This window comes from Marinobacterium ramblicola (genome assembly GCF_019084545.1).
Lineage (GTDB): Bacteria > Pseudomonadota > Gammaproteobacteria > Pseudomonadales > Balneatricaceae > Marinobacterium_D > Marinobacterium_D ramblicola.
Genome location: NZ_JAHREP010000026.1, coordinates 54,759 through 79,534, shown reverse-complemented (window position 1 = coordinate 79,534; position 24,776 = coordinate 54,759). Strand labels below are relative to the sequence as shown.

The window sequence follows — 24,776 nt, the reverse complement described above, 5'->3', positions numbered from 1 at the left end:
GGGTTGCTGTTGCCCTGAGACTGGTCCACATACTCGGCGGAGAGGAACAGGTTGTCGACCCCGGCGTTGCCCTGGAAGCGGACGCTGGTGGTGTTCTGGCCATCACGGCCGTCGTAGCCGAAGAACGCCGCTTCGTTATCGTCCACATCCAGCCCCTTCAGGTGCATCAGGCCGAAGGTGCCCTTGTCGGTGACGTACTCCAGGTTGATCCCGGCCATCTCGACGCTGGCCTGGGCCGGGTTGTCGGACTCGAACCAGAACAGGTCGGCACGCGGGCCGGACTCACCGCCGACGCGCAGCACGGCGGTGTTGTCGAACGCCTTGCGTGCGGCCAGCCAGTAGGCACCGCCACGGTTGGCGCTGAACCCCGGCACGATGCCGTCCAGGCCCTTACCCATGTTCAGCGCGTCGCCGTTGAGGATGAAACCGTCGCCGATGGTCAGGTTCTGGCGGCCGACGGAGAACTCGACCATATCGGTGCGGTAGCCCACGTACAGGTCTTCGATATCGGTGTCACGCTCATCGCCGGTGGTGAGGCCCGCGGCATCGCCGTCGCCCCAGGTGCCGGAGGTCACGGCGTTGACGGCGCCGAACAGGCTGCCGCTACCCAGCGTCTTGCTGCCGGAGAAGCCGTACTTGGCGTAGCCTTCGCTCCAGGCCGGGCTGGATTCGCTGTTACCGTAGGTCTCCTCGCTGCTGAAATGGCCGAGGATCACCTCGATATCCAGGTTCAGTTCGGTGCCATCCTGGTTGTACAGGTTGTAGGCGGAGGCGGAGCCGGATGCGGCGGCGATTGCCGAGCCCAGCAGCAGTGCAGGGATAGAAGGACGAAATGCTTTAGTCATCGACATCATTCCTCAATAGTGGCGCTGCTCGCCCCTTCCCGGAGCGCAATCAGGCCTGACATTTATTTTCATGATTGCCCAAGCCTAATCGGTCGCTGTAAACCAGGTTTGCATGGTTCGTAGCACTTTGTGGAAAGATGTAACAAGGTGTAAATGAAAGCAAAGGCCCCCGACCTACGTCGCTCTAGATCCAGCCTTGATGCTGCATCCAGAGCGCCAGTTGCGCCGCCTGCTGCGGCGGTATATGGCGGGCAAGCACCTGTTGCGGCGCCAGATCGCAGTCGCGCCTGATCGCGTCCAGCAGCGGCGCCAGTTCAAGGCCGTTCAGATGCCAGATGCCCAGCGGTTGGTCGGGGGTGATCACCACCCGCGCCTCGGTGATCAGGCCGTTATCCACCACCGGCCGCACGCCGGTGCTGACCCGGTCCGGCGTCACCTCCAGATGCAAGGATTGGCTGTCCGGCCAGGCCCGGCGCGCGCTCCAGAACGGTCGCTGCGGCCACTGAGACTCCTGATCGTAGAAATCGCGGCCGATGCGGGCGAAGCGGTAGAACAGCTGCTCGATGCGGGCTTCATGGAACACCTTGGCCACTGCCGCGCGCTCGGGATGGCGGATTAGCGTATTGATCACCGCCGGTGCCTGCAGCGCCGACGACAACGCCTGAAAGATGCCGTTGCCGGAGAGCGGATCCACCGCCATCGCGGCATCGCCGACCCGCAGCCAGTTATCCCCGGCGCTGTGTTCGCACAGCACCGGGGTGCTGGTGCGGGCGTACACCTCGCCCACCGGCTCCGCGTCCTGCAGATAGGGCTGGGCCTGCTCCAGCTGCAACAGTCGCTCCCGGCACCATGCGCCCAACTGCTGTTTCGGCGGCAGGCGGCGGCTGGCCACATCCAGCGTCAGCTGCAGATAACGGCGGCCATCTTCGCGCCTGGCCATCCAGGCCCAGCCGTCGGCAAAGCTCTGCACCGCCGAGCAGGGGGTATCGGCCTTGCCCTGCCAGTGCTGCAGCAGGGAGACGCTCTGCGCGCCACGCACCCGCGGCACCCCAGAGGCGGGCGCCGCACGGCCCCGCGCCTCGACCAGAAAGCCAGCGTCAAGACTGTGCTCGCTGCCATCCGCTTCGCAGACACTGAACCTGAAACCACTCCCCTGTTCGGTAGTGGCGGTCACGCGGCCCTGTATCACCCGCACGCCCTGATCCTGCAGATCATCCAGCAGTGCCCGGTCAAAGCGTTGACGCACGATCAGCCGTTCGGTGTTGGCCGCGCTGGTCTCGCCATTCCAGGTGACCGAGCGCGCCGAGGGCGCGGCCAGGGTGGTCAGCGCCCGCTCGAAACCGGCGTGACACATCCCCTCCACCACCCGATCGGATACCCCCTCGACCGCATCGAACGGGCGCGGCTCACCGACCAATGTCACCTCATAGCCCAACCGCTTAAGCCCGATCGCCACCGAGGCGCCGGCGGGACCGCCACCCAGCACAACAATCTGTGTGTCAGCCATACTCCCCCCTGCGCTGCTCAGGGCCTATGTAGACTGCCCGAGAGATCAGCCACTCCCGGGCGGCACTCAATGTAGGCGCGGGGTTTTGTTCCAGGTAGGCGCTCAGCTGCGCGGTCAGATGGGCGCAGCCGAGGCTCGCACCGGAGTGTCCCAGGCTGTCATCCAGCGGCCGCACGCAACCGCCGAAGTCGGCATAGGGCGTCTCCAGGTAGGAGGTCTCGTGCCGGGCACAGCGGGCATCGCCGGTCATGCGGAACACACCGGGATAACTGGCCGGGTAGACCGACTCACCGCGGGCCGGGCTCGATGCGCAGAGGATCACCCCCTGTTTCAGCGCCCGGGTACAGGCCTCGCGCAGGGAGTCCCGATCCTGCCGCAGGCCGAGGCTCAGGTTGATGATCTGCACGCCCTGCTCCACCAGCCAGTCGATGGCGGCGGCCACCTGTGCGCTGCCGGTACTCAGGCGCTCCTGGAACACCTGGGCACTGAGGATCTGCGCCTCGGGCGCCAGCGCCTGGATCACCTCGATCACCCGGCTGCCGTGACCGAGCCGATCCGGCTGCGGCTGCTCCAGCCAGAGCTGGTTATCGCGCAGGATAAAGGCGGCGCTGTCCACGACCTGCTGTGTCGAAGCGCAGCCGGAGTCAATGACGCCGATGCGGACCGGCCTGTGCTCACTCATGTGGAACCTCGGTGATCTCGCTCAGATGACCATTCTGCAGCAGCAGGCGCAGATCGGCGCCAGCCAGCGTCGACGGCCGATGGCTGATCAGGATCCGGGTACGCCCGGCAAACAGCCGGTCCACCGCCGCGATCACCTGCTGCTCGGTGGCTTCATCCACCGCCGAGGTGGCCTCGTCCAGCACCAGTACCGCCGGCTGCTGCAACAAGGCACGGGCGATGGCGATACGCTGTTTCTGGCCACCGGAGAGCTGCTGGCCACGCTCACCCAGCGGGGTATCCATCCCCTGCGGCAACTGCTGGATCAGCTCCTCCAGCTGGGCATCGACGGCGGCGCGCAGCACCTGCTCATCGCTGGCTTCGGGCTTGGCATAGCGCAGGTTGTCGGCCAACGAGCCGCGGAACAGGGTTATCTCCTGTGACACCACCGCCAGCGTGCGACGCAGATCCGACAGGCTAAGCCCTCTGATATCCACACCGTCCAGCAATATTCGCCCCTGTTGGGGATCGTAGTGACGCTGCAACAGGTCGATCAGCGTCGATTTGCCGACACCGGACGCACCGGCCAGCGCGATCTTGCGCCCTGCCGGCAGGCACGCATCGACACCGTTGAGAATCGGTTCGCGCTCACCGTAGGCAAAGTGCACCTGCTCCAGCTTCAGCTCACCAAACAGCGGACTGGGCAGCGGCTGAGGCGTATCGGGTGTTTCGATCTCCACTGCGCTCAGGCGCAGCTCGCTGACCCGGTTCAGGCTGACGCTCATCCGCTGGATCGCCACATAGAGCCCCAGCAGACTGTTGACCGGGCCTGTCGCCATGCCCAGATAGGTGGAGAAGGCGATCAGCGAGCCCAGCTGCCACTGCCCCTGAATCACCCACCAGCCGCCGATCAGAAAGGCAGAGGCACGGGTTAGTGAGGTGAGCGTGTTGGGTATCGCATGGGTAAAGAATTCGGTCACCTGCAGGCGCAGCAGCTGACCCAGGTAGTTGTCGTTGAGGCCCTGCAGGCGCTCGCGCTCACGGCGCTCCTGGCCGGTGGACTGAATGAACTTGATCGCCGGCAGTGTCTCCACCAGGAAGCTGGAGAGGTCCGCCGAGCGCTCGCGCATCTCGCGGGTGCGCAGCTCCACCTTGCGCCGCATCCAGCGCAGCCAGAGCACCTCCAGCGGAATCAGCACCAGCACCAGCAGCGACAGTTGCCAGGATAGCGCCACCAGCAGTACCCAGGCGCCGATCAGGCCGATCACGCTGCTCACCGCCGAGAACAGACTGTCCACGGCAAAGCGCTGGATCTCGGCCACGTCGCCATCGATCCGCGACAGCAGATCGCCAATGCGGCGCTGGCCGAAAAAAGTGGGCGAGAGTTTTTGCAGGTGACCGTAGAGGTCGGTGCGCAGGGCAAACAGGATACGGCCCGACAGCCGGGTATGCAGGTAGCGGTTTATGCCGGACAGTGCGGTGCCGAACAGGCCGACAAGGATCATCACCACGGCGATCTGCACCAGCGTACCGTAATCTTTCGCCAACAGGCCGTTGTCGATCAGCAGCTTGGTCAGCCAGGGTTGCAGCAGCACCAGTGCCGAACCCAACAGCGACAGCGCCAGCAGGCCGCCGATCGCCCTCTTCTGCGGTCTGACAAAGCTGTACAACCAGTGAAAACCCTGCTCCAGCCGGGTTCGGTCGGGAGCATGGATCGCACGTACCAGCCAGTTCAGCATCGCCTCTCCTCGTTACAACGGCAAACTCCGCTCATGCGCATCCATGCGCACGTGGAATAAGTAGATCCATGTACAAAAACGGGAACCGCCTCATGTGACAGTCCCCGTTGTTTCATCGCTCACACAGCCTATCCAATCAGTTGCGGATAGTGGCGACCCTCAGATCGGAGGTGGACATGTCGCCGGTCAGCTGGATCGAGCCGATCTTCTCCAGCGTATCACTGTTGTGCACCGAGATGTCGCTGCTGGTGCCGCCGACGTAGATGGTCTTGCCATCGCCCGAGATGTTCAGGTCGTAGTAGGTGTGCGGCATCTGATGCACGATCAGCGTCTCCTTCTTGCTGATATCGTGCTTGGACAGCGTGTTGAACGCACCGTACAGGATATCCGGATTACGCGGGTCGGCGACAAAGTTGAAGATGATGAACTGGAACGGCAGCACCTCATCCCGTGTCGCTTTACCGGTTTTCAGATCCACACGGCTGATACCCCACCACCATTCGGCGGTTTCGAAGTTCCACTCCTCTGAATCGAACTTGGCGGTCACGTAGGGCATGATGTACTCATGCATCTGTTCGCCCTGGGAGTGCATGGCAAAGGCATCCGGCGGCAACCAGAGCGGGCCCTTCTCCCAGTTTGCCAGCTTGCTGACCATGCGGACTTCACCGGTGTTCGGGTTGATACCCTTGAGATCGGCACCGCCAAGAATCACCTCGTTCTCGTCGGTCACGGCGATCTTGGTGATACGACGATCCACCGGGAAGGTGCGCACCACCTTGGCGTTCATGCCGTCGTCGATGTCGAATACCGCCAGTCGCGGCTGCTCCACCTCGAACCGGTCGCTCAGTTTCTTGATCGGGTTCTGTACCGTGTACAGCTCCTTGCCGTCGGCACTGACCGCGATCGACTGCATCGAGATCACCTGCTCGGTGGGCGAGGACTGCTCCGCCTTGAAGGTGATATCGCAGTTGCGAATATCGAAGCCGTAGACATCCTTGGTGCCGTTACTGAGCACATAGGCGTGGGTGTTGTCCGGCGACAGGGCGATGGAGCCGGTACCGAAGGGGCCCGGAATATCGCAGGTGCGCGCGATCGTGTTGCTGCTCATGTCGATCACGTGCAGCTGGTTCGGACGGGTAATCGTCAACAGGTACTCCTGATCGGCCATCGCCTGTGCGGCCACCGAGCCCAGTCCCAGAGCGCCGAGAATACCGGCGGATTTCACTACATTCTTCAGTTTCATCTGCACCGCTCCCGTTACTCACCGTCCTCGAAAATACCGTCCAGCTTGCGCCAGTCCTCGTTGGCCTTGACCACATCCTTGCCCCAGTCCGGGTAGGTGTGCATGGTGTCGGGCACCTGGGCCGGCCACCAACAGGCATCGGCACAGCCGTAGAGGTCGGACTCCATCGGCTGGCACAGGGAACCCAGGCCGCCAAAGGGATCGAGCTCCCAGCCCGGATCGGTGGTGGCGGTACAGCCGACTACGGTTTGCATGGCGACAACGTCTTCAACCTCTTCCGGGCTTACCGCCTGGTTGATCAGTTGGGCTTTCTTATTCAGAGACTTCAGATGTTTCATTATCAGGCACTCCTCCTGGGAGAGACATGTGCTTCGAAGAACCCGGGGTTCTCAAGCATGATCCGCGAGTACACCTCCACACCGAAATCGACCCAGTCGCGCATCAGGTCGCAGTAGTGGTAGGAGGGGTGAGTCGGATCTCCATATTTGGCGTAACTTTCGTGATAGCAGCCACCGGAACAGAGGTTGCGGATACGGCAGGTCTCGCAGCCGGTATTGCTGCGATCGAGACGCTTCTCGACGAACGCACCCAAGCTGGCCTTGTCGATACCGGACTCCACCGTGCCGAAGGTAGGCAGGTCGGAACCGGTAAAGCGATGGCAGAGGTTGAGCCCGCCATCCTTGTCCACCGCCAGCAGGCCGACACCGGCACCGCAGGGCACCAGCTTCTTGTTGCCCTCGTACATGTCGGTGATCAGCTGATGCATGTTGCCGTAGCCGAAGTTCTCGTTGCGCAGCGCGGATTCCAGGTAGCGGGCACCCAGGCGCTTCATCCCCGCGAACACCTCGACCAACTCCTCGCCGGTCAGGTTGAACTCGGCGATATCGCCGGAGGTGACCGGACCGAAGCCGACCTCGAAGAAGCCCAGCTCACCGTAGAGATGGTCGAAGATCGTCTCCACATCTGTGACGCCTCGGGTCAGGGTGACCCGGCAGCCCACCGGCCGTGCCGTGTAGCGCTTGAGCAGCATATCCACCTTGCGCTTGACCACGTCGTAGGTACCCTGCCCGCCGACGGTGATGCGGTTCTTGTCGTGCATCGCCTTGGGCCCGTCCATGGAGATGGTCAGCCCGAAGCGGTGGGCGTTGAACCAGTCCACCAGCTCCTCGGTGAGCAGCGTGGCATTGGTGGTCAGGGTGAAGTCGACGCTGGCGTCGAGCTTGGAGAAGCGCTCCTCGCAGTAGGCCACCACATCGCGGATCAACGGCATGTTGGAGAGCGGCTCCCCGCCGAAGAACACCAGGTTGTAGTGCGGCTGATCCGGCGACTCACGCAGCAGCATCTCCACCGACTTGATCGCGGTGTCGTAGGCCATCTTCTCACCCTTGGACGGAGTGGTCAGATCCTCCTTGTAGCAGTAGGTGCAGCTCAGGTTGCAGCCGGTGTTGACGTTCAGCACCACCGTAGTGAGCGGAAACTTCTCCACCTTCTGCGGCTCCGGGTTGATCCGGGCCACCGCGCCATCACCGGAGATGATCTCCAGCGAGCGCAGCTCGTTCAGCACCTCGTCGACCTCGGCACGGCCGAAACGCTGCGCCAGCGGCTCCAGATCCGCGTCGGTTACCTGCTCGCGCCCATCGAACAGCGCCAGCAGTTCACGGCTGAGTCCATCCAGCTCGAAGATTCCGCTACTGGGAATGTGAAACAGCATCTGCCGGGCATCCACATCCACCCTGTGCAGATTCGGTTTCACCAGCGTCATGGTACCCATGTTTTCCACTTAAGCTACCTCACGTTGCGTGTATCTGTGACTTGCTATCGTGACTTGTTATCGAACGTACCGATCAATCGAGTACGCGGCGCACGAAGTCCGGTACCGAGACGATCAGGCTACCCTCACCGGCGACCTGCTTGCCCGCCTCTTCGACGTTGGCCACCACGGTCAGTCGACCGACGTTGTTGGCGGACATCTTGCGCTGCGGGTTGGGGCCGTCATCGCCCGGAGTGAAGATACCGGCAGCATCGATGCTGCCTGCGAACTGCGCATCCTTGTCCTCGGCGGCGATCTCGTCTGCCGGTTTGATCGACCAGCTGGCCGGCATATAGCCCAGGCGCAGATCGTCTTCGGTGCCCGGCTTGCCATCGACACCGGCGCTGTAGCCGACTGCACGGTATGCGGTGCGTACCTTCGGCATCTGGCTCAGACCACCGATACGGGCCACCGCGTTCTTCGGCATTACATCGACACGGGCCAGTTCGCTGTACACTGCCAGCCCGGAGGCCAGCTCCGCCTTGCCGACCTGGATGCTCTGTACGCCTTCACTTCCGGTGGCCTTGGCGATCAGGTGAATACGGTCATCGCTGCGATCGAGCAGTTTCTCGACCTTGACGCCCGGCCCCAGATCCACGTCGCCGTTGAGGTTCTGACCGATGATGGTCAGTTCGGTGGATTCACCCACGCGCAGGTAGCTGGGCATCACCGCAACCACGGCCGCGGCCTGGGTATCCTTGACCGCATTCAACGCGCCGCCAATCTCACGTTCGGCGGCCAGGAACATGCGGCCTTTCATGCTTTCGCCCTTGGCGTCCGCCGCCATCACCTGACGCATCTTCACCCCGTCGATATCGAGCGTTGCGCGCCATTCATAGCCGGTATAGACCGTCGCCTTGCCACTGCCGGACAGCGGTGAGCCATCGGTGTACTGACCTTCCAGAGTCAGGTTGTAACGTCCGTCATCGGCCTTGCTCGCGCTCATCCAGGCATCGTATTCGCCCTTGCCCGGCACAAAGCCGGTTACGCGCCAGCGACCATCAAGATCGGTTTTAACCGCCTGCTTCCAGTTATCCCAGGCCGGGGTCAGCAGCGGGTACTGCTCTCCCAACTTGACGGCCACCTCGTCATGGGCGATCTCATACCATTTGCGGTCACGCGCCAGGGAGTGGAATTCGGTGGTCGGAAACTGCCCCATATGGAAGTTGACCAGCAACTGCCACTCTTCGGTGGTACGGCGCTGCAGGCCGAAACGTGCCGCCGAGTGACAGCGGGCGCAGGTTTCGGCCAGCGCCGGATCGCCCCCCTCCTCCACAAGATTGGTGTCCTGCTCCAGCAGATAGCGGAACGGCTCCGCCTCTGAAGGCGCCAGCCCCTGGGTGTCCGCCAGGTAGCGGATCAGTTCGCGCTTCTCGTCGGCGGAGATATCCAGACCACGCAGATTGATCATGCGATTGATCGTGAACTGCCACCCCTCAGGGGTTTTACGCTGCTCGCTGATACGGGAAAAACTGGGGGTGGATCTGTCCCCCGACTCGGTATGACAGGCCAGACAGCGGTCGCGAATGATCTGCCGTGCATCATCCGCCTGTACCGATACACTCGCCATGCCTGCGAGTAACAGCACGCCGCTGCCGATCAGGGTGCGCCTGGTTGATTTGTTAGTGGGTGCCATCACTCCCTCACTACGCTAGATAGGATTCGACTTATTGTTCCTGTTGTTCCTGTGCCCGGTAAGTGTAGACCGCTACAAAAATACCAAGCAGGGTTCCTAAGCTACTGCCGGGATGTAAATGAATTTCCGGGGAATCTTGGCGATTTGTTCGGATATGTAACAGGTTGTATCTGCGCAGTTGGTGAACGCCTGTGGCGTCCGATATATTGACTCTACCTCTGTCAGATACCGACAGGCCGATTGAAGAGACACCATGACCACCACAGCCAATGCCGCCCATATTCTGGTCGTTGAAGACGACCTCGCCTCCCGCTCCCTACTGGTCAGCTACCTGGAGAAGGAGGGCTATCGGGTCAGCGAAACCGATCAGGCCGACGACCTGTGTACGCGGGTGAAGGCGGAACAGATCGATCTGGTACTGCTCGATATCAGCCTGCCCGGGCGCGACGGCCTGACCCTGACCCGGGAGCTGCGCGCGGCCTCCCGCGTCGGCATCATTCTGGTCACCAGCAAGGGCGACGATATCGACCGCATCGTCGGCCTCGAGCTGGGCGCCGACGACTATGTCACCAAGCCGTTCAACCCCAGGGAGCTGCTGGTACGCGCCAAGAACCTGCTCTGGCGCATGCTGCCGGAAGATGTGAGTCAGGGGCCGACAGGATCGGCGTCACGTGCCTGTTGGTATTTCGAGGGCTGGGAGCTGGACGCCTACAAGCGCCAGCTCAAGTATGCCGACGGTCAGACCGAACGCCTGCCGGAGGGCGAGTTCAAACTGCTCAAGGCCCTGGTCACCCATCCCGGTCAGGTGATGTCGCGGGATCAGTTGATGGACGCGATTCACGATCGGGAGTGGACACCCAATGACCGCTCGGTCGACGTATTGATCGGCAGGCTGAGACGCAAATTGGGCGACAACCCCTCCGATCCGCAACTGATCCTGACTGCTCACGGCGCCGGGTACATGTTCGCCGGCGACGTGAGACGATGAACACGCCGCAGGGCTATCGGATAGTCCGTCACCTGCACCGACGCAAGGGCACCCAGATTAGCCGGGCGATTCGGGTGCAGGACGGGCAGCAGGTGATTCTCAAGCAGCTCGATCCGGCGCTGTGCAGCCGTGAAGAGCTGCGCCGGGTGCAGCACGAATTCGAGCTGCTGCAGTCGCTGAAGATCACCGGAATTCTGCGCCCGATCGAGATGATCGCGACGGACAGCCTGCTCGCCTGTGTGTTCGAGGACGCCGGGGCGCTGCCGCTCAGACAGCTCATAGCCGAGCGGGAGATGGGCTGGAACCAGTGGCTGCCGGTGGCGATACGGCTCAGCGAACTGGTCGGGCGTCTGCATGAGGCGCGTGTTATCCACAAGCAGATCAGCCCGGACCATATACTGCTGCACCCGATCACCCTGCAGCCGGTGTTGATCGGCTTTACCGCCAGTACCCGCTTGAGCCGGGAGCAGCCAAACTGGCATGCCCAGTCCCTGAGCAGTACCGGGCTCGCCTATATCGCGCCGGAGCAGACCGGACGTATCAACCGCACCATCGACTACCGCACCGACTACTACAGCCTGGGCGCGACGCTGTACGAACTGATGACCGGACGCCCCCCGTTCATCGGCGATCAGGAGATCGAGCTGGTCCACAACCAGATCGCCCGCCCCCCCGACCCACCGAGCAGGATCAATCCCCGTCTGCCGGAGATGCTGTCGCGCATCATCCTCAAGCTACTGGCCAAGGATGCCGCTCAGCGCTACCAGTCCACGGTCGGCCTGATCCACGACCTGCGCCGCTGCCAGCGCGAGTATGAGCAGCATGGCGGTATCTCCACCTTCGAGCTGGCGGAACGGGATATCGCCGCGCAGTTCCAGATCCCACAGCGTCTGTACGGCCGCGAGCCGCTGCTGGCGCAGCTGCGCGAGCAGATGGCCCAGGCTGCAAGAGGTCAGCAGGCATTGGTGCTGATCAGCGGCTATGCCGGTATCGGCAAGTCGAGCCTGGTCCATGAGCTGCGCCAGTATGTCAATGAGCTGGGAGGCTTCTTCAGCAGCGGCAAGTTCGATCAGTACCGGCGCAACCGTCCCTATTTCGCCATCGTGCAGGCGCTGCAGCTCTTGGTGAGGCAACTGCTGACCGAACCGGAGGAGTCGATTCAGCAACTGCGCACGGAGCTGCAGGGCCGGATTCGGGGCCAGGGCCAGCTGCTGCTCAAGTTGATCCCCGAACTGGAACTGATCATCGGTCCACAACCGGAACCGCCCCCGGCCACAGCCGCCGAAGAGCAGCGTCGCTTCTCGCGCCTGTTCATCCGCGTCCTCGGAGTACTGGCCACCGCCGAACGACCGCTGCTGCTGTTCCTCGATGACCTGCACTGGGCCGATCCGGCCTCGTTGCAGCTGATCGAAACGCTGGTGGAATCCCCTGGCGACAGCTCCCACCTGCTGCTGATGGGCAGCTTTCGCGACCAGGAGCTCGAAGCGCCGCTGCTGGCGACACTGGAGCGCCTGCGCCGATCGCCACGTACTGTGCTCGAACTCCAGCTTGCGCCGCTGGACCTGCAGCAGGTCACGCAGCTGCTGGCGGACACCCTGCGCTGCGAGCCGAAACGCTGTCAGACCCTGGCCAGGGTCTGCCTGCAGAAAACTCAGGGCAACCCCTTCTTTCTCAGCCAGTTCCTCTATGCACTGCATGAAGAGGGGCTGATCGGTTTCCGTCATCAGCGCTGGGAGTGGGACGAGCAGGCGATTCAGGCGCGGGAGATGACCGATAACGTAGTGTCGTTGATGGTCAGCAAGATCCAGCGCCTGCCCACCGCCACCCAACAGGTGTTACCGCTGGCCGCCAGTATCGGCGGCAGTTTTACCCTGCGTACCCTGACCCTGGTCAGCCGGCTGGAATCCACGGCGGTGGTCGATGCCCTGTGGCCGGCGATGAACGAGGGCCTGATCCTGCCGCTGGACGACCGCTATCAACTGGCCGAACAGAACGATCAGATCAGTACCCGTTACCGGTTTATTCACGACCGGGTTCAGCAGGCGGCCTACTCGCTGATCCCCGAGGCCGAGCGGGAAGCCCTGCACCTGGAGGTCGGCCGACAGCTGTGGAAAAGCCTGAGCGCCGAGGAGATCGACAACCGGGTGTTCGAGATCGCCAACCATCTCAATCAGGCAATCACCCTGATCGACGAACCGGGCGAACGGATCGCACTGGCCCGGTTGAACCTGAGCGCCGGCGTACGTGCACGAGAATCGGCGGCCTTCGATGTGGCGATGGAGTATCTCAAAAAGGGTCTGGAGCTGCTCCCCGTCGACAGCTGGCAGAGTCAGTACTCGCTCACCCTTCAGCTGCACTCTCTGGCGGCAGAGGTGGCCAATATCCGCGGCGAACATCAGCTGATGGATGAGCTGATCACGGCGGTTGAAGGCCATGCCACGACCCTGCTGGACCGGATCCGGGTCGATGAGGTCCGAATTCAGTCGCAGGTCGCCAACAACCGCTTCAGCGATGCGCTGTCCACCGCCCGCGGCCTGTTGCAGCAGCTTGGCGTCGAGCTGCCGGAACAGCCCACGCCGGTGCAGAACGCCTGGGCCGCGAGCCGGGTCAAATGGCTGTTGAAGCGGATCCCCCCGGAGCGCATACCCAGCCTTAAACCGATGCGCGATGCCAAACTGCTGGCGGCGATGCCGCTGCTGACCGGGATGTTCGGCATCGTCAAGTTCTCCAGTTCCGGCCTGCGTCCGATGCTGATGGCCAAGCAGGTGGAGCTGACCCTGACCCAGGGACTCAGCCCCTACTCCGGCCTGGCGTTCGCCGGCTACGGTGGCGTGCTCTGCGGCCAGCAGAACGAGATCGAACAGGGCTACAGGTTGGGCCTGCTGGCGCTGGAGCTGGATGATCAGCTCTCTGCCACCGCCCAGCACCACCGCACCCTGTCCCTGTTCAACAGCTACATTCGCCACTACCGTGAACCGCTGGCGCTGTGCCGGGATTCACTGCTAGAAGCCCACCAGCAGGCACTGGATTGTGGCGATCTGGAGTGGGGCGCCTATGCGCTGGCCGCCTACATCCAGTACGCTTTCCCGCTGTGTCAAAACCTGGATCAACTTCAGCCCCAGCTGGAAAAGGATACCGAGCTGCTGAGCCAGTATGGCCAGAAGCAGTCGTTGCAGTATTCGCTGTTCGTGCTGCAGACGATGGAAAACCTGCGCGGGCAGAGTGCCGACCCGACCCAGCTCAATGGCCGCTTCTACCAGGAGTCGCGCGACCTGGCCGAGCTGAAACGGGAGAACCATCGCACCGCCATCTGTCTGCACCACTTCTACAAGGCACTGCTCTGTTACCTGTTCGGCGATAGCGACGCGGCCATGCGCCACAGCGAGATCGGCATTGAACTGCGCGCCTCGGTATCGGGTACCTTTACCGTGGCCTGGTTACGCCAGATCAATGCCCTCAGCATCCTCGCCCTGCTGCCCAGCACCAGCATTCTGGCGCAACCGGCGCGGCTGAAGACGGTGCGCAGTACACTGCGTTTCATCGGCAAGCTGGCCCATCACGCACCGGCCAACTGGCTGCACCAGCGTGAGCTGCTGCACGCGGAACTGCTGCGCTGCAAACGCCGCTACACCCGCGCCATGGATCTCTATGAGCGGGCGATTGAGCACGCCCGCGATCAGGCGTTGCTGCTCGACCAGGCCCTGGCCTGTGAGCTGGCGGGGCGTTTTTACCTTGAGTGGCATAAACCGGGGATCGCCCGCACCTACCTGAAAGATGCCTATCACTTGTATGCCGAACTGGGCGCTCAGGCCAAGCTACAGCAGATGCGTGAGTTTTACCCCTTCGAGCTGGAACCCCAGCCCTCTCGTGCGCCCGAACCCGGGACAGCGGAACCGGAGCAGCGTCGAGAGCTGGATAACCAGAGCCTCGATATCAGCTCGGTGATCAACGCCTCGCAGGCGATCTCCGACGAGATCGTGCTGGAGCGACTGCTCAACCGACTGATGAAACTGGCGATTCAGAACGCCGGGGCACAGCGGGCCATCCTGGTGATGAGCCGCCAGCAGCAGCTGTTTATCGAGGCGGAGACCCGGATCGACGAGGCGCCGACGCTGTTAAGTGCCATCCCGCTGAGCGAAGGCGCGCAGATGCTGCCGCTGAGCATCATCCATTTTGTCGCCCGTACCAAAGACCCGGTGGTGCTGGGTAACGCTGTCGAGCATCAGATGTTCCAGTCCGATGCCTATATCCGTCAACAGCAGCCCCGTTCGCTGCTGACCATCCCGATCCTCTACCACGGTGAACTGACCGGCATCCTCTACCTGGAGCACCGGGAGAGCCGTTATGTGTTCAGCCGCGAACGGCTGAAGACGCTGCAGATTCTCGCGGCACAGGCGGCGATCTCGATCGAGAACGCCAAGCTGTACAAGAGCCTGGAGCAGTCGGAGCGTGAGTACCGCTCGCTGTTCGAGAACGCCAGCGAGGGGATCTTCCGCATCGCCCCCGAGGGTCGCCTGATCTCCGCCAACCCGGCGCTGATCGGGCTGCTGGGTTACGCCACCGGCGAGCAGTTCATGCATGCGGTCACCGACCTGGTCATGGACTGCTTCATCGACCCGGCGGAGGGGCGCGAGTTTCTGCACAGGCTGGTCGCGGGCAACCGGGTCAGCAATCTGGAAACCCGCTGGCGCCGCCAAGATGGCAGTGAGCTCTATGTCTCCATATCGGCCCATCGTATCGCCGACGACCAGCAGGATACGCAGTATTACGAAGGCTCGCTGACCGATATCAGCGAACGCAAAGCGAAGGAGCTGGCGGAACTGGCACGGCAGAAAGCGGAAGCGGCGAGCGAAGCCAAGAGCCAGTTTCTGGCCACCATGAGCCACGAGATCCGTACCCCGATGAACGGCATTCTGGGTATGGCGCAGCTGCTCAAGCGCTCTGCCCTGACCCAGGCCCAGGTTGAGCAGGTGGAAACGATCTACCGCTCGGGTCAGTCGCTGCTGTCGATACTGAACGATGTGCTGGACTTCACCAAGATCGAGGCCGGGCAGATAAGCTTCGAGGAGGAGGATTTTGAACTCCGGCAGCTGCTCGAGCAGCTGCGAACCCTGCTCACACCGATGGCACGGGAGAAACAGATCGACCTGATCTTGCGTCTCGACCCGGCACTGCCGGAGCGGGTGCATGGCGACGCCCGCGCCCTGAACCAGGTGCTGATGAACCTGTGCACCAATGCGCTGAAGTTCACCGACGAGGGCTACGTGGTGCTCAAGGCACGCCCCCTCGCCCACCCGGGTTCGGCTCACCTGATCCGCTTCGAGGTGGAGGACAGCGGCATCGGCATTCCAGTCGAGGCTCACGATCGGATCTTCCAGCACTTCAGCCAGGCCGACAGCTCGATCACCCGGCGTTATGGCGGCACCGGTCTGGGCCTGTCGATCTGCCGCAAACTGGTGGAGCAGCAGGATGGCCGAATCGGCTTCCAGAGTCACCCCGGCCAGGGCTCCCTGTTCTGGGTGGAGCTGCCCTATGGCGCCGCCCAGTCCACCGACGCGCCGACCGAGCCGGCTCAGCCGATGCCGGCCAGCGAAAAACGGCAACTGAATATCCTGCTGGTGGAGGACACGCCGATCAACCAAGAGGTGACGGCCAGCCTGCTACAGGCGGAGGGTCACCGGGTCGACATCGCCGACGACGGCTACACTGCGCTGTCGATGCACAACGACAACGACTACGATCTGATCCTGATGGATATCCATCTGCCCGATATGGATGGTCTGGAGACCACCCGGCGCATGCGTGCCCACCGCAATCCGGCCAAGGCGCGCGTGCCCGTGGCGGCGCTGACAGCCGCCGTCACCGGTCCGGAGATCCGCCGCTGTCAGGATGCGGGGATCGCTACCGTGGTCAGTAAACCGTTAAAGTTTGAAGAGCTTGAACAGGTCGTGCGCTCGCTGAGCAGCGGCAGCCACAAGGCGCTCCCGGAGAGCACTCCGCACGACACCGGCCAACTGCTGAACCGCTCCCTGCTGACCCAGCACCGGCACATGCTGGGCTCGAAGCGGATGCAGCAGTTGATCGAGACGATGCAGAACCAGTGCGAGGCGCTGCTGCGGGAGCTGGCAGACGCCGAGGCCGCTCAGCAGGCCGCCCTGCTGCATAAGCTGGCCGGTGCCTGTGCCAATTTTGGCCTGCAGCAACTGGCCCAGGAGTGCCGTCGCTTCGAGTCTGAGGGGATGATCGATCAACAGCAGCTCGACCGGCTCAAGCAACTATGGCGCGACAGCCTGAGCGCCCTGGCCAGCTTCAGCGATGCGGAGACAGTGATCCAGCCGGATGGCTAGTCTCGCTCCGCGATACAACCCTCAAGCCAGCGGGCAGTAGACAATAGATCACTGTCACTATGCGGGCGTCCGATCAGTTGAATCCCGAGTGGCAGCGCCTGCTCATCGACCAGTCCCGGCAGGCTAACCACCGGAAGTCCCATCGCCTGCCAGGGTCGGCTCATATGCGGCGCCCCGGTCTTGCCCCGGCCAAGCGGGGCCACGCCGGGTGCGGCCGGGGCCAGGATCGCATCCACCTCCGTGTAGCGCGCCCACAACGCCGTGCAGGTATCGGCCGCGGCGCGCAGCGACCCCAGGTACAGGTCACGTTCCGTTGCCAGCCCTAGTCCGATCAGCTCGCGCAACGGCTCACTTAATGCATCGAGATGCTGGGATTCATGAACCAGATTGCGTGCCACCTCATAGGCCATGATCACCTGGTGATGCTCGACCAGCCGCTTCAGCAGCACCTCGTCGTCGAATAGAACTGTCGCCACGCCCTGGGCCTCAAGCAGCGTGCCGACCCGCTCGATCGCCGTCTGCATCGCCGGGTCGGTATCGCCGATCCGTTCACCGGGGCAGATCAGTACCCGCTTCGGTTTCCGTGCATCGGCCAGCTGCAGCGGCTGCGACTGACGCAGCAACAGCGCCCGCACCAGCTCGATATCCTCGACCCGGCGCGCCATCAGGCCCAGCGAATCCAGCGACTGCGCCAGCGGCTGCACCCCGCGCAAAGAGAACTCGCCACGGCTGCCGACATAGCCCACCGCTCCGCAGTAGGCGGCGGGACGGATCACCGAGGCGGCGGTCTGTGAGCCCAATGCGATCGGCACCATGGCATCGGCCACCGCCGCTGCGGAGCCGCTCGACGAGCCACCGGGGGTGCGCTGAAGATCGCGCGGATTGGCGGTCTTGCCCGGCTTGAAGTAAGCAAACTCGGTGGTCACCGTCTTGCCCAGCAGGATGCCGCCCGCCGCCTTCAACAGGGCGACACAGCTGGCATCGTCCACCGGTTGCCGCCCCCGGTGGATGGGTGAGCCCATCTCGGTGGGCATCTCGGCGGTATCGATGATGTCCTTGATCCCAAGCGGTAACCCCTGCAACGGGCTCTGCCGGTAGAACGCCTGATGCTGATCATACTGCTGCAGATAGGCGTCCCGACCCAGCCGGTGTTGCCAGGCTCCCACCTGGGCTTCGCGGGCGTCGATGCGGTCAAAACAGCGCTCGATAATATCCAGGGCCGAGCACTCGCCGCGCTCGATCGCCAACAGTGCCTGGCGCAGGCCAAAATAGTTCAACGGCTTCTCATTCGACATATCGGTTTCACTTTCCACCAGACAGTAGGCGCAGGCTCTCTTTCAACACTTGGCACTGCGACTCACTGAGTCGCCCCAGTAGCTGCTGTTCATGCTCGACCGCCAGTACCCGCAAGCGATCAACCAGTGCCCGGCCGCTGTCGCTCAACGCCCCCTCAGCGTCCAGCAGGCGTTTATCACGCAGCCAGGCCAGGGTTTCGTTGAGGCTGGTCAGCGGCTGTGTCACCTGCTCGGCGATCTGCGCCACCGGCGTGTCGGGCGCATCGGCCAGCAGCGACAGCACGCGCCACTCCTCGGCGGTGATGCCGAACCGGGTCAGGGTCGGGTAGAAACCCGCCCGACAGGCGGACAGTGCCTGATGCAGCTGGTAGAGCAGATAGTCGTTGAGGAAGCCCTCGTTCTGCGGCTGGATCGCTGTGTCGCGCACACCCGGATGCACCTCGGGTACGGCATAACGCCCGTTGTGGAACACCAGCGAGCCGACATTATCCTCATAGCCGTAGGCGGTGACTTCGCCGACGATGATGTCGTGATCACCGCCGTCGTAGACGTTCCAGGTGCGGCATTCGAACCAGGCCGCTACGGCCGCCAGACGCGGGGCACCATTACCGCTTTCAGCCAGCTCGACACCGGCGAACTTGTCTTCACCACGGCGCGCGAAACGGTTCGACAGTTCCATCTGGTCGTCACGCAACACGTGGATGGTGAAGCTGCTGCCTTCGGTAAACGCCTGCAGGCTGTAGGCGCCCTTGTCGATGCTCCATAGCACCAGGGCCGGATCGATCGACACCGAGTTGAAGCTGCTGGCGGTAACACCGATCTTCTCGCCCTGCGGGTCGGTGGTGGTGATCACGGTAACGCCGGTGGGGAACTTGCCCAGAGCACGGCGAAAATCTTTTGGGTCTGTAGACATAGAGCCCCCTCGGTTGCATCGCTTATGTGGTTTGACGGGCGGCGCTGCAATGCAGCGCCGCTGCTGCTGACCTGCGATCAGGTCAGTACGGTGAGGAAACGCTCGTTGAGCACGCGGTCGTGGTAGAAGATCGCCTTGCCCAGCTTGTCCGCATCCCAGGTGATCGGTTCGTGGTCCGGGTAGAAGTAATCACCGCCGCAGAACACCTCGTTGCGGTTGCCGGACGGGTCGAAGAAGTAGATCGTCGAACCGTGGGTGATGCCGTGACGGGTGGGGCCGATGTCGATGGAGGTATCGGTCATCGAGATCAGGTCGCCCGCCTTCAGCACATCCTCCCAGCTCTCCAGGTAGAAGGAGGCGTGGTGGAACCTGCCCGGCTCCGGGTGATCGATGAAGGCGATATCGTGGGCCTTCATGCCGACGGTGAGGAACTGCGCCACACGCTTGCCATCCGGGGTCATCACCTGCTCGCAGAGGTCGAAACCAAGCACCTCGCGGAACAGGTCAAAGGTCTTGTCCAGATCCGGCCCGTACAGCAGGCAGTGGTCGAAGCGCTGCGCCTTCATCCCCTTCAGGTCACGGGGCCAGGCTTCCGGGTTGTGGTTACCGACGCCGTAGCGGCCGGTCTGGGTCTTGGTGGCGTAGAGTTCGAAAGCATGACCGGTGGGGGCGATGAAGCGCACGCGACGGCCGCAGTCGTTCAGTTCGCCGGCCGGAATATCCTCGATCTCACAACCGAACTCGGCCAGCTCGCCGCGCAGCCTGTCCAGCACCTCTTCGCTGAGGCATTTGAAGCCCATGAAATCCATTCCTGCCGTGTCCGCCTCGCGCAGCACCACGGAGAACTTATCCACCTCGGTCCAGCCCTTCAGGTAGACCCGACCCCGGCCGTCGCGGTCGGTCTCGATCAGGCCGAGCAGGTCACGATAGTGGGCCACCGCTTCATCCATATCCAGCACCCGGATCTGCACGTGGCCGGGACGCATTACACCTTTTTTCATTGGGTTACCTCTAGTTCTTGTTGTAGTGAAGGGTTGAGTTAACGGGTTGTTTTTACTCGGTTCTGGGGCCTCAGCTCACCGCATGGGGCAGCATCAGCGACAGCGAAGGCACGGTGACGATCAGGGTCAGGCGCAGGATGTCGGCGATCCAGAACGGGGTGACGCCGCGGAAGATGGTCGCCAGCTTGACGTCAGGCAGCACCCCGCGCAGTACGAACACGTTCATCCCCACCGGCGGCGTGATCAGGCTGATCTCGGTGACCACCACGACCAGGATGCCGAACCAGATCAGGTCGAAGCCCAACGCCTCCACCATCGGGTAGAACACCGGCACAGTGAGCAGGATCATCGACATGCTCTCCAGTACGCAGCCCAACAGCAGGTAGATGCCGACCAGACACAGGATCACCATAAACGGGCTCAGCCCCTGGCCCAGCACCCACTCTTTCAACATCACCGGCATGCCGGTCAGGTTGATGAAGTTGGAGAAGATCACCGCGCCGATCACCAGGAAGAACAGCATCGCCGTGGTCCGTGCCGCGTTGCTCAGCGCGCGCACCACCTTGGTGTAGTCGAGCCGGCCGCTGAACAGGGCGATCAGGAAGGCGCCGGAGGCACCGATGCCGGCGGCCTCGGTGGGGGTGAAGATCCCGGCGTAGATACCGCCCATGACGATGATGAAGATCAGGTTGATACCCCAGACCCCCTTCATCGCCTGCAGGCGTTCGCGCCAGCAGGAGCGCGGTCCGGCCGGGCCGCTCTGCGGATTGATCCGCACCGCAAACGCCACCGCCGCCATATACATCAGCACACCGATCAGCCCCGGGATCAGCCCGGCGATGAACAGCTTGCCGATATCGGTTTCGGTCATCAGCCCGTAGATCACCAGGATCACGCTGGGCGGAATCAGAATGCCCAGCGTACCGCCGGCCGCGATGGCGCCTGTGGCCAGGCCATCGTCATACTTGAACTCGCGCATCGACGGCATCGCCACCCGCGACATGGTCGCGGCGGTGGCCATGGAGCTGCCGCAGACGGCGGAAAACGCCCCGCAGGAGACCACGGTGGCCAACGCCAGGCCGCCCTTGAAGTGGCCGAGGAAGGCGTTGGCGGCCCGGTACAGCTCCTTCGACATGCCCGATTCGGTGATCAGGTTGCCCATCAACAGGAACAGCGGCACCACCGACAGCCCGTAGGCCAGGCCGGTGTCGAACGCGGTCGAGCCGATCATGTTCAGCGCCGAATTCCAACCGCGCGGATTGCCGTACAGCGTTATCTGTACCAGGCCAAAGCCGCACACCCCGATAATGCCCATGGCCACGCCGAGCGGCACCCGGGCCAGTATCAGCAGCATCAGCGCTGCGAATCCGATTAGACTTGCTTCCATCTACTGCTCTCCCGAAACATCATCGGCGGAGCACCGGCACAGCTGCTTGAACAGCAGTGCCAGTGTCGCCAGGGATGAGGTGGTTGCGATCAGAAAGGCCAGGCCCGCGTACGGGATCTGCAGTACCGCCGTGGTGTCTTCGTAGCGGTAGACCTTGAATGCGTGCTCCCAGAGCATCCAGCTCAGCACGGCAAACGCGGCGATATTGATCAGGCCAACGGTCCACTGCTGCACCAGACGCAAGCGCGGGCCCAGCGCCGAATCGAGGATATCCACCACGATATGGCCACCTTCTGCAGTGACCAGCGGCAGGCCAAGGAAGATGACACTGGCCAGCATCAGCTCGGTTACTTCAAATGCCCCGGTGACCGGGGCATCGAACAGGTAGCGACCAAGCACATCGACCAGCGTGAGCAGCATCATCAGCAACATGATCAGGGCAGCGGTGCCACTGAGCAGATGCTGCACGGCGTCCGCTCCCCGAGTGAGCCAGCTGCCTTTTTTACCAAGCATTACATTCATCGATTCACCTGCCAGTGTGGCTGCGCCACGCTCATTGAGTGACTCAATTTACCGGCTCGAGTTACTGGCTCAGACGGCGGAACTCGTCCAGCGCGGCCTGACCGTCCACACCCAGCTCGGCAGCGGTCTGCAGCCACTCGGCTTCCATCGGTGCACTGGCGCTACGGATCTCGTTCATGAAGCCCTCGCTGGCCGGTACGATGTTATTTCCGTTAGCCTTCAACGCCTCGAGCCCCTTGGCATCCTGGGTATCCCACATATGCCCGGCAAGCTGCGCCAGCGCGGCGCCGGAGACCGATTCGATCGCCTTGCGATCCTGCTCCGGCAGGCTGTCGAAGCGGTCGCGGTTCATCACCAGGAAGAAGCTGAAGTTGTACATGCCGCCGGGCACCAGCGTGGTGTGGGTCAGCAGTTTCTGCAGATTGAACGCGGGCACCGATTCCAGCGGGAACAGGGTCCCATCGGCAACGCCGGTGGAGACCAGCTCATAGGTGCTGGAGGAGGGCTTCTGCAGGGTCACCGCCCCCAGTGCACCGGCGATATCGTTCATCACCCCGCCGCCGACACGCAGCTTGAGACCGGCCATATCGGCAGCCGAGTTGACGGTGCGTTTGCTGTTGTGGATGGCACCGGGACCGTGGGTGAACAATCCCAGCAGCTCCACATCCTTGTACTCGCCGGCCTGCTTCAGATATTTGTTGTACACCTTCCAGTACGCCACGGACGCGCTCTCGGAGCTGTTACCGCCGAACGGGAACTCGACCATCTTGTAAAGCTTGAACCGCCCCGGCGTGTAGCCCTGCGCGCCGTAGGTGATATCGGCCTGACCGTCACGGGCCAGATCGTAGTGCACTTTCGGGTGGCCGAGCGCGGAGGGCAGCATCACCACCTTGACCCGCCCTTCAGTGGCCTTCTCCACGCTCTCGGTCCAGGGGACGATGACATCCTTGACCAGCGGATGACCGGACGGCAGCCAGGAGGAGAGCGTCAGTTTGGTTTCCGCCTGCGCACCCCACGCCATCAGCGTCAGTGCGACCGCACAGCCTGTCTTGATCAGTTTTTTCATTATTATCACTCCACTGTTGAGTTGGACGTGCCGCGAAGGTTTGTGCGTCGCGGCACGCCGGGTGTTGAGTTCTACTTCAGATATCGATGACCAGGCGTCCGCCCTTCGCCCGCGAACAGCAGAGCGCGATCTGGTCGTTGTCCTCTTTCTCTTCGTCGGTCAGGAAGTGGTCACGATGGTCCGGTGTGCCCTCCAGCACATCGCAGATACAGGTGCCGCACACGCCCTCTTCACAGGACATCGGCACCTTCACCCCGGCCGCTTTCAGCGCCGCAGCGATGCTTTCATGCGGGCCGACCTGTACGGTCACGCCACTGGTTTCGGCAAACACCTCAAACGCCTCGCCGCTGATATCGACCTCGGCGCTGAAGTACTCGAAATGGATCTGCGACTCCGCCAGCCCGGCCACCTTCGCCTGCGCGATAACCCAGTCCATGAAACCACTGGGACCGCAGACATAGAGATGCGCCTGCGGCTGTGACGCCGCCAGCGCCGCCGGATCGATCCGGCCGGCGTCACCGGCATCGTCGAAGTGCAGTACCAGACGCTCGTCGAACTCGCGCTTGAGCTCGTCGAGGAAGGCCGCCTTGCTTTCGCTGCGACTGCAGTAGTGCAGCTCGAACGAGCGCCCGGCGGCTTTCAGCGCGTAGGCCATGGCAATCATCGGCGTGATGCCGATACCGCCGCCGATCAGCAGGCTGTGTTCGGCCTGCATCTGCAGCGGAAAGTGGTTGCGCGGGGCGCTGATCTGCAGCTCGGCACCCGCTGTCAGTTGCTCGTGGATCCGCCGGGAGCCACCGCGGGAGTTGGGGTCGTTGAGGATGCCCAGGCGGTAAACCGTCTCGCCCGGTGCGTTGCTCAGCGAGTACTGGCGGATCAGGTCCTCGGCCAGCACGACGTCGATATGGGCGCCAGCCTCGAACAGCGGCAGCGGCGTGCCATCGGCGGCGGCCAGCTCGAATACCGCGATCTCGTCGGTGTGCTCCTCACGCCGGGTGACGCAGGCCTGGATCAGGGTGTTGTTGATACTGCTTGTCATAGCTTTTACCTCAGCGCATGAATAGGCCGCCGTTGATGTCCCAGGTGGTGCCGGTGGTGAAATAGGCCTCCGGCCGCGCCAACTGCACCACCATGTCGCCGATAAAGTCGGCATCGCCCAAACGACCCGCCGGAATGGCGGACAGCAGCGTCGGCAGACGCTCCTCGGGGACCAGTGCTTTCACCATCGGGGAATCGATCGGGCCTGGAGCGATGGCGTTAACGGTTACGCCCCGTGAAGCCAGCTCCTTGGCAAATACCTTGGTCAGGGTGATGATTCCGCCCTTGGACGCGGCATAGTGGGCACCGGTGGAGGTGCCCCCGTTCTGCCCGGCCAGCGACGCCATGTTAATGATGCGGCCGTAGCCCAGTCCGGCCATGTACCCGCCGATCACCTGGCAGCCTGCGAAGGTGCCGCCCAGATTGATGCCGACCACCTCGTTGAACTCCTCGAGTGCGATCTCCATCACCGGTGTTGCACGGGTCACGGCAGCGTTGTTCACCAGCACGTGAAGCTCACCCCAGCGATCGACCACCGCCGCCAGCGCCGCCTCGAACTCCGCCCGGCGGGCCACATCGAGCGACACCGCCATCGCGGTGTCGCCGCCGGCGTCCAGCGCACGGGCGGCATGCAGCGCCGCCTCGCCATCGATATCGCTGATCGCGACCTTGAAACCTGCCGCATGCAGACGCTGGGCGATATGTTGGCCCAGTCCCTGGGCCGCGCCGGTGACCAGCGCAATCTGTGTGTGTGTTGGGTTACCCATGGCCGTCGCTCC

At 63.0% G+C, this 24,776-nt stretch carries 17 protein-coding genes and 1 pseudogene; 2 read left to right on the top strand and 16 right to left on the bottom strand.

Annotated features, from left to right (window positions below):
* The 8 genes and pseudogenes from KQ940_RS18230 to peaA all read right to left on the bottom strand — a co-directional run.
* Nucleotides 1-845, bottom strand: a pseudogene (locus KQ940_RS18230) (hypothetical protein); the annotation flags it as partial.
* A 184-nt stretch (nucleotides 846-1,029) separates the two neighbouring features.
* Nucleotides 1,030-2,352, bottom strand: coding sequence for a flavin-dependent monooxygenase QhpG (gene qhpG / locus KQ940_RS18225; protein ID WP_217415260.1), 1,323 nt, complete (start codon nucleotides 2,350-2,352; stop codon nucleotides 1,030-1,032).
* Nucleotides 2,345-3,034, bottom strand: a complete 690-nt coding sequence (qhpE, locus tag KQ940_RS18220) for a subtilisin-like serine protease QhpE (RefSeq protein WP_217415258.1) — start codon at nucleotides 3,032-3,034, stop codon at nucleotides 2,345-2,347. Before qhpE ends, qhpG begins: the two co-directional genes overlap by 8 nt.
* Nucleotides 3,027-4,751: an ABC transporter ATP-binding protein gene (locus KQ940_RS18215; protein WP_217415256.1), complete on the bottom strand. Its 1,725-nt coding sequence runs from the start codon at nucleotides 4,749-4,751 to the stop codon at nucleotides 3,027-3,029. Before KQ940_RS18215 ends, qhpE begins: the two co-directional genes overlap by 8 nt.
* A gap of 136 nt (nucleotides 4,752-4,887) precedes the next feature.
* A complete protein-coding gene (gene peaD, locus KQ940_RS18210) occupies nucleotides 4,888-5,994 on the bottom strand; it encodes a quinohemoprotein amine dehydrogenase subunit beta (RefSeq protein WP_217415255.1) in 1,107 nt (368 codons plus the stop codon).
* Nucleotides 5,995-6,008: 14 nt separating this feature from the next.
* Entirely contained in the window at nucleotides 6,009-6,332 is a 324-nt protein-coding gene (gene qhpC, locus KQ940_RS18205; protein WP_217415253.1) for a quinohemoprotein amine dehydrogenase subunit gamma, read from the bottom strand.
* Between the two features lie 2 nt (nucleotides 6,333-6,334).
* A complete protein-coding gene (gene peaB, locus KQ940_RS18200; RefSeq protein ID WP_217415268.1) occupies nucleotides 6,335-7,765 on the bottom strand; it encodes a quinohemoprotein amine dehydrogenase maturation protein in 1,431 nt (476 codons plus the stop codon).
* A 73-nt stretch (nucleotides 7,766-7,838) separates the two neighbouring features.
* Nucleotides 7,839-9,440 (bottom strand): quinohemoprotein amine dehydrogenase subunit alpha, encoded by a 1,602-nt coding sequence (peaA, locus tag KQ940_RS18195; RefSeq protein WP_217415252.1) that lies wholly within the window; start codon nucleotides 9,438-9,440, stop codon nucleotides 7,839-7,841.
* A 253-nt stretch (nucleotides 9,441-9,693) separates the two neighbouring features.
* Here peaA and KQ940_RS18190 point away from each other — a divergent pair, with 253 nt between their 5' ends.
* Entirely contained in the window at nucleotides 9,694-10,428 is a 735-nt protein-coding gene (locus KQ940_RS18190; RefSeq protein WP_217415251.1) for a response regulator, read from the top strand.
* Nucleotides 10,425-16,775, top strand: a complete 6,351-nt coding sequence (locus tag KQ940_RS18185; protein WP_217415250.1) for an AAA family ATPase — start codon at nucleotides 10,425-10,427, stop codon at nucleotides 16,773-16,775. The genes KQ940_RS18190 and KQ940_RS18185 overlap by 4 nt, the downstream gene beginning before the upstream one ends.
* On the opposite strand, the gene KQ940_RS18180 is transcribed toward KQ940_RS18185, so the two are convergent.
* The 8 genes from KQ940_RS18180 to KQ940_RS18145 all read right to left on the bottom strand — a co-directional run bounded on the left by KQ940_RS18180 (nucleotide 16,772) and on the right by KQ940_RS18145 (nucleotide 24,764).
* Nucleotides 16,772-18,070 (bottom strand): amidase, encoded by a 1,299-nt coding sequence (locus tag KQ940_RS18180; protein WP_217415248.1) that lies wholly within the window; start codon nucleotides 18,068-18,070, stop codon nucleotides 16,772-16,774. The genes KQ940_RS18185 and KQ940_RS18180 overlap by 4 nt on opposite strands.
* Nucleotides 18,071-18,077: 7 nt before the next feature.
* The gene (locus KQ940_RS18175) at nucleotides 18,078-18,983 is read right to left on the bottom strand and encodes a flavin reductase (protein ID WP_217415247.1); all 906 of its coding nucleotides are present in this window, start codon (nucleotides 18,981-18,983) and stop codon (nucleotides 18,078-18,080) included.
* Between the two features lie 77 nt (nucleotides 18,984-19,060).
* On the bottom strand, nucleotides 19,061-19,984 hold the full coding sequence (locus KQ940_RS18170) for a catechol 2,3-dioxygenase (RefSeq protein ID WP_217415246.1): 924 nt from the start codon (nucleotides 19,982-19,984) through the stop codon (nucleotides 19,061-19,063).
* A gap of 70 nt (nucleotides 19,985-20,054) precedes the next feature.
* A complete protein-coding gene (locus KQ940_RS18165) occupies nucleotides 20,055-21,371 on the bottom strand; it encodes a TRAP transporter large permease (protein WP_217415245.1) in 1,317 nt (438 codons plus the stop codon).
* A complete protein-coding gene (locus KQ940_RS18160) occupies nucleotides 21,372-21,893 on the bottom strand; it encodes a TRAP transporter small permease (RefSeq protein ID WP_217415243.1) in 522 nt (173 codons plus the stop codon).
* A gap of 61 nt (nucleotides 21,894-21,954) precedes the next feature.
* A complete protein-coding gene (locus KQ940_RS18155; RefSeq protein WP_217415241.1) occupies nucleotides 21,955-22,959 on the bottom strand; it encodes a TRAP transporter substrate-binding protein in 1,005 nt (334 codons plus the stop codon).
* Nucleotides 22,960-23,035: 76 nt separating this feature from the next.
* Nucleotides 23,036-23,998 carry a PDR/VanB family oxidoreductase gene (locus KQ940_RS18150; protein ID WP_217415239.1) on the bottom strand — a complete coding sequence of 321 codons (963 nt, stop codon included), beginning with the start codon at nucleotides 23,996-23,998 and terminating at the stop codon, nucleotides 23,036-23,038.
* 10 nt (nucleotides 23,999-24,008) lie between these two features.
* Complete coding sequence (locus KQ940_RS18145) at nucleotides 24,009-24,764, bottom strand: SDR family NAD(P)-dependent oxidoreductase (protein WP_217415237.1); 756 nt, start codon at nucleotides 24,762-24,764, stop codon at nucleotides 24,009-24,011.
* Nucleotides 24,765-24,776: the final 12 nt, after the last annotated feature.

Coding starts and splice junctions, on each gene's coding strand:
- qhpG (WP_217415260.1), bottom strand. CDS start 2,352: ATGGCTGACACACAGATTGTTGTGCTGGGTGGCGGTCCCGCCGGCGCC.
- peaB (WP_217415268.1), bottom strand. CDS start 7,765: ATGGGTACCATGACGCTGGTGAAACCGAATCTGCACAGGGTGGATGTG.
- qhpC (WP_217415253.1), bottom strand. CDS start 6,332: ATGAAACATCTGAAGTCTCTGAATAAGAAAGCCCAACTGATCAACCAG.
- KQ940_RS18215 (WP_217415256.1), bottom strand. CDS start 4,751: ATGCTGAACTGGCTGGTACGTGCGATCCATGCTCCCGACCGAACCCGG.
- KQ940_RS18150 (WP_217415239.1), bottom strand. CDS start 23,998: ATGACAAGCAGTATCAACAACACCCTGATCCAGGCCTGCGTCACCCGG.
- KQ940_RS18145 (WP_217415237.1), bottom strand. CDS start 24,764: ATGGGTAACCCAACACACACACAGATTGCGCTGGTCACCGGCGCGGCC.
- KQ940_RS18165 (WP_217415245.1), bottom strand. CDS start 21,371: ATGGAAGCAAGTCTAATCGGATTCGCAGCGCTGATGCTGCTGATACTG.
- KQ940_RS18180 (WP_217415248.1), bottom strand. CDS start 18,070: ATGTCGAATGAGAAGCCGTTGAACTATTTTGGCCTGCGCCAGGCACTG.
- KQ940_RS18190 (WP_217415251.1), top strand. CDS start 9,694: ATGACCACCACAGCCAATGCCGCCCATATTCTGGTCGTTGAAGACGAC.
- KQ940_RS18185 (WP_217415250.1), top strand. CDS start 10,425: ATGAACACGCCGCAGGGCTATCGGATAGTCCGTCACCTGCACCGACGC.
- qhpE (WP_217415258.1), bottom strand. CDS start 3,034: ATGAGTGAGCACAGGCCGGTCCGCATCGGCGTCATTGACTCCGGCTGC.
- KQ940_RS18160 (WP_217415243.1), bottom strand. CDS start 21,893: ATGAATGTAATGCTTGGTAAAAAAGGCAGCTGGCTCACTCGGGGAGCG.
- KQ940_RS18155 (WP_217415241.1), bottom strand. CDS start 22,959: ATGAAAAAACTGATCAAGACAGGCTGTGCGGTCGCACTGACGCTGATG.
- peaA (WP_217415252.1), bottom strand. CDS start 9,440: ATGGCACCCACTAACAAATCAACCAGGCGCACCCTGATCGGCAGCGGC.
- peaD (WP_217415255.1), bottom strand. CDS start 5,994: ATGAAACTGAAGAATGTAGTGAAATCCGCCGGTATTCTCGGCGCTCTG.
- KQ940_RS18175 (WP_217415247.1), bottom strand. CDS start 18,983: ATGTCTACAGACCCAAAAGATTTTCGCCGTGCTCTGGGCAAGTTCCCC.
- KQ940_RS18170 (WP_217415246.1), bottom strand. CDS start 19,984: ATGAAAAAAGGTGTAATGCGTCCCGGCCACGTGCAGATCCGGGTGCTG.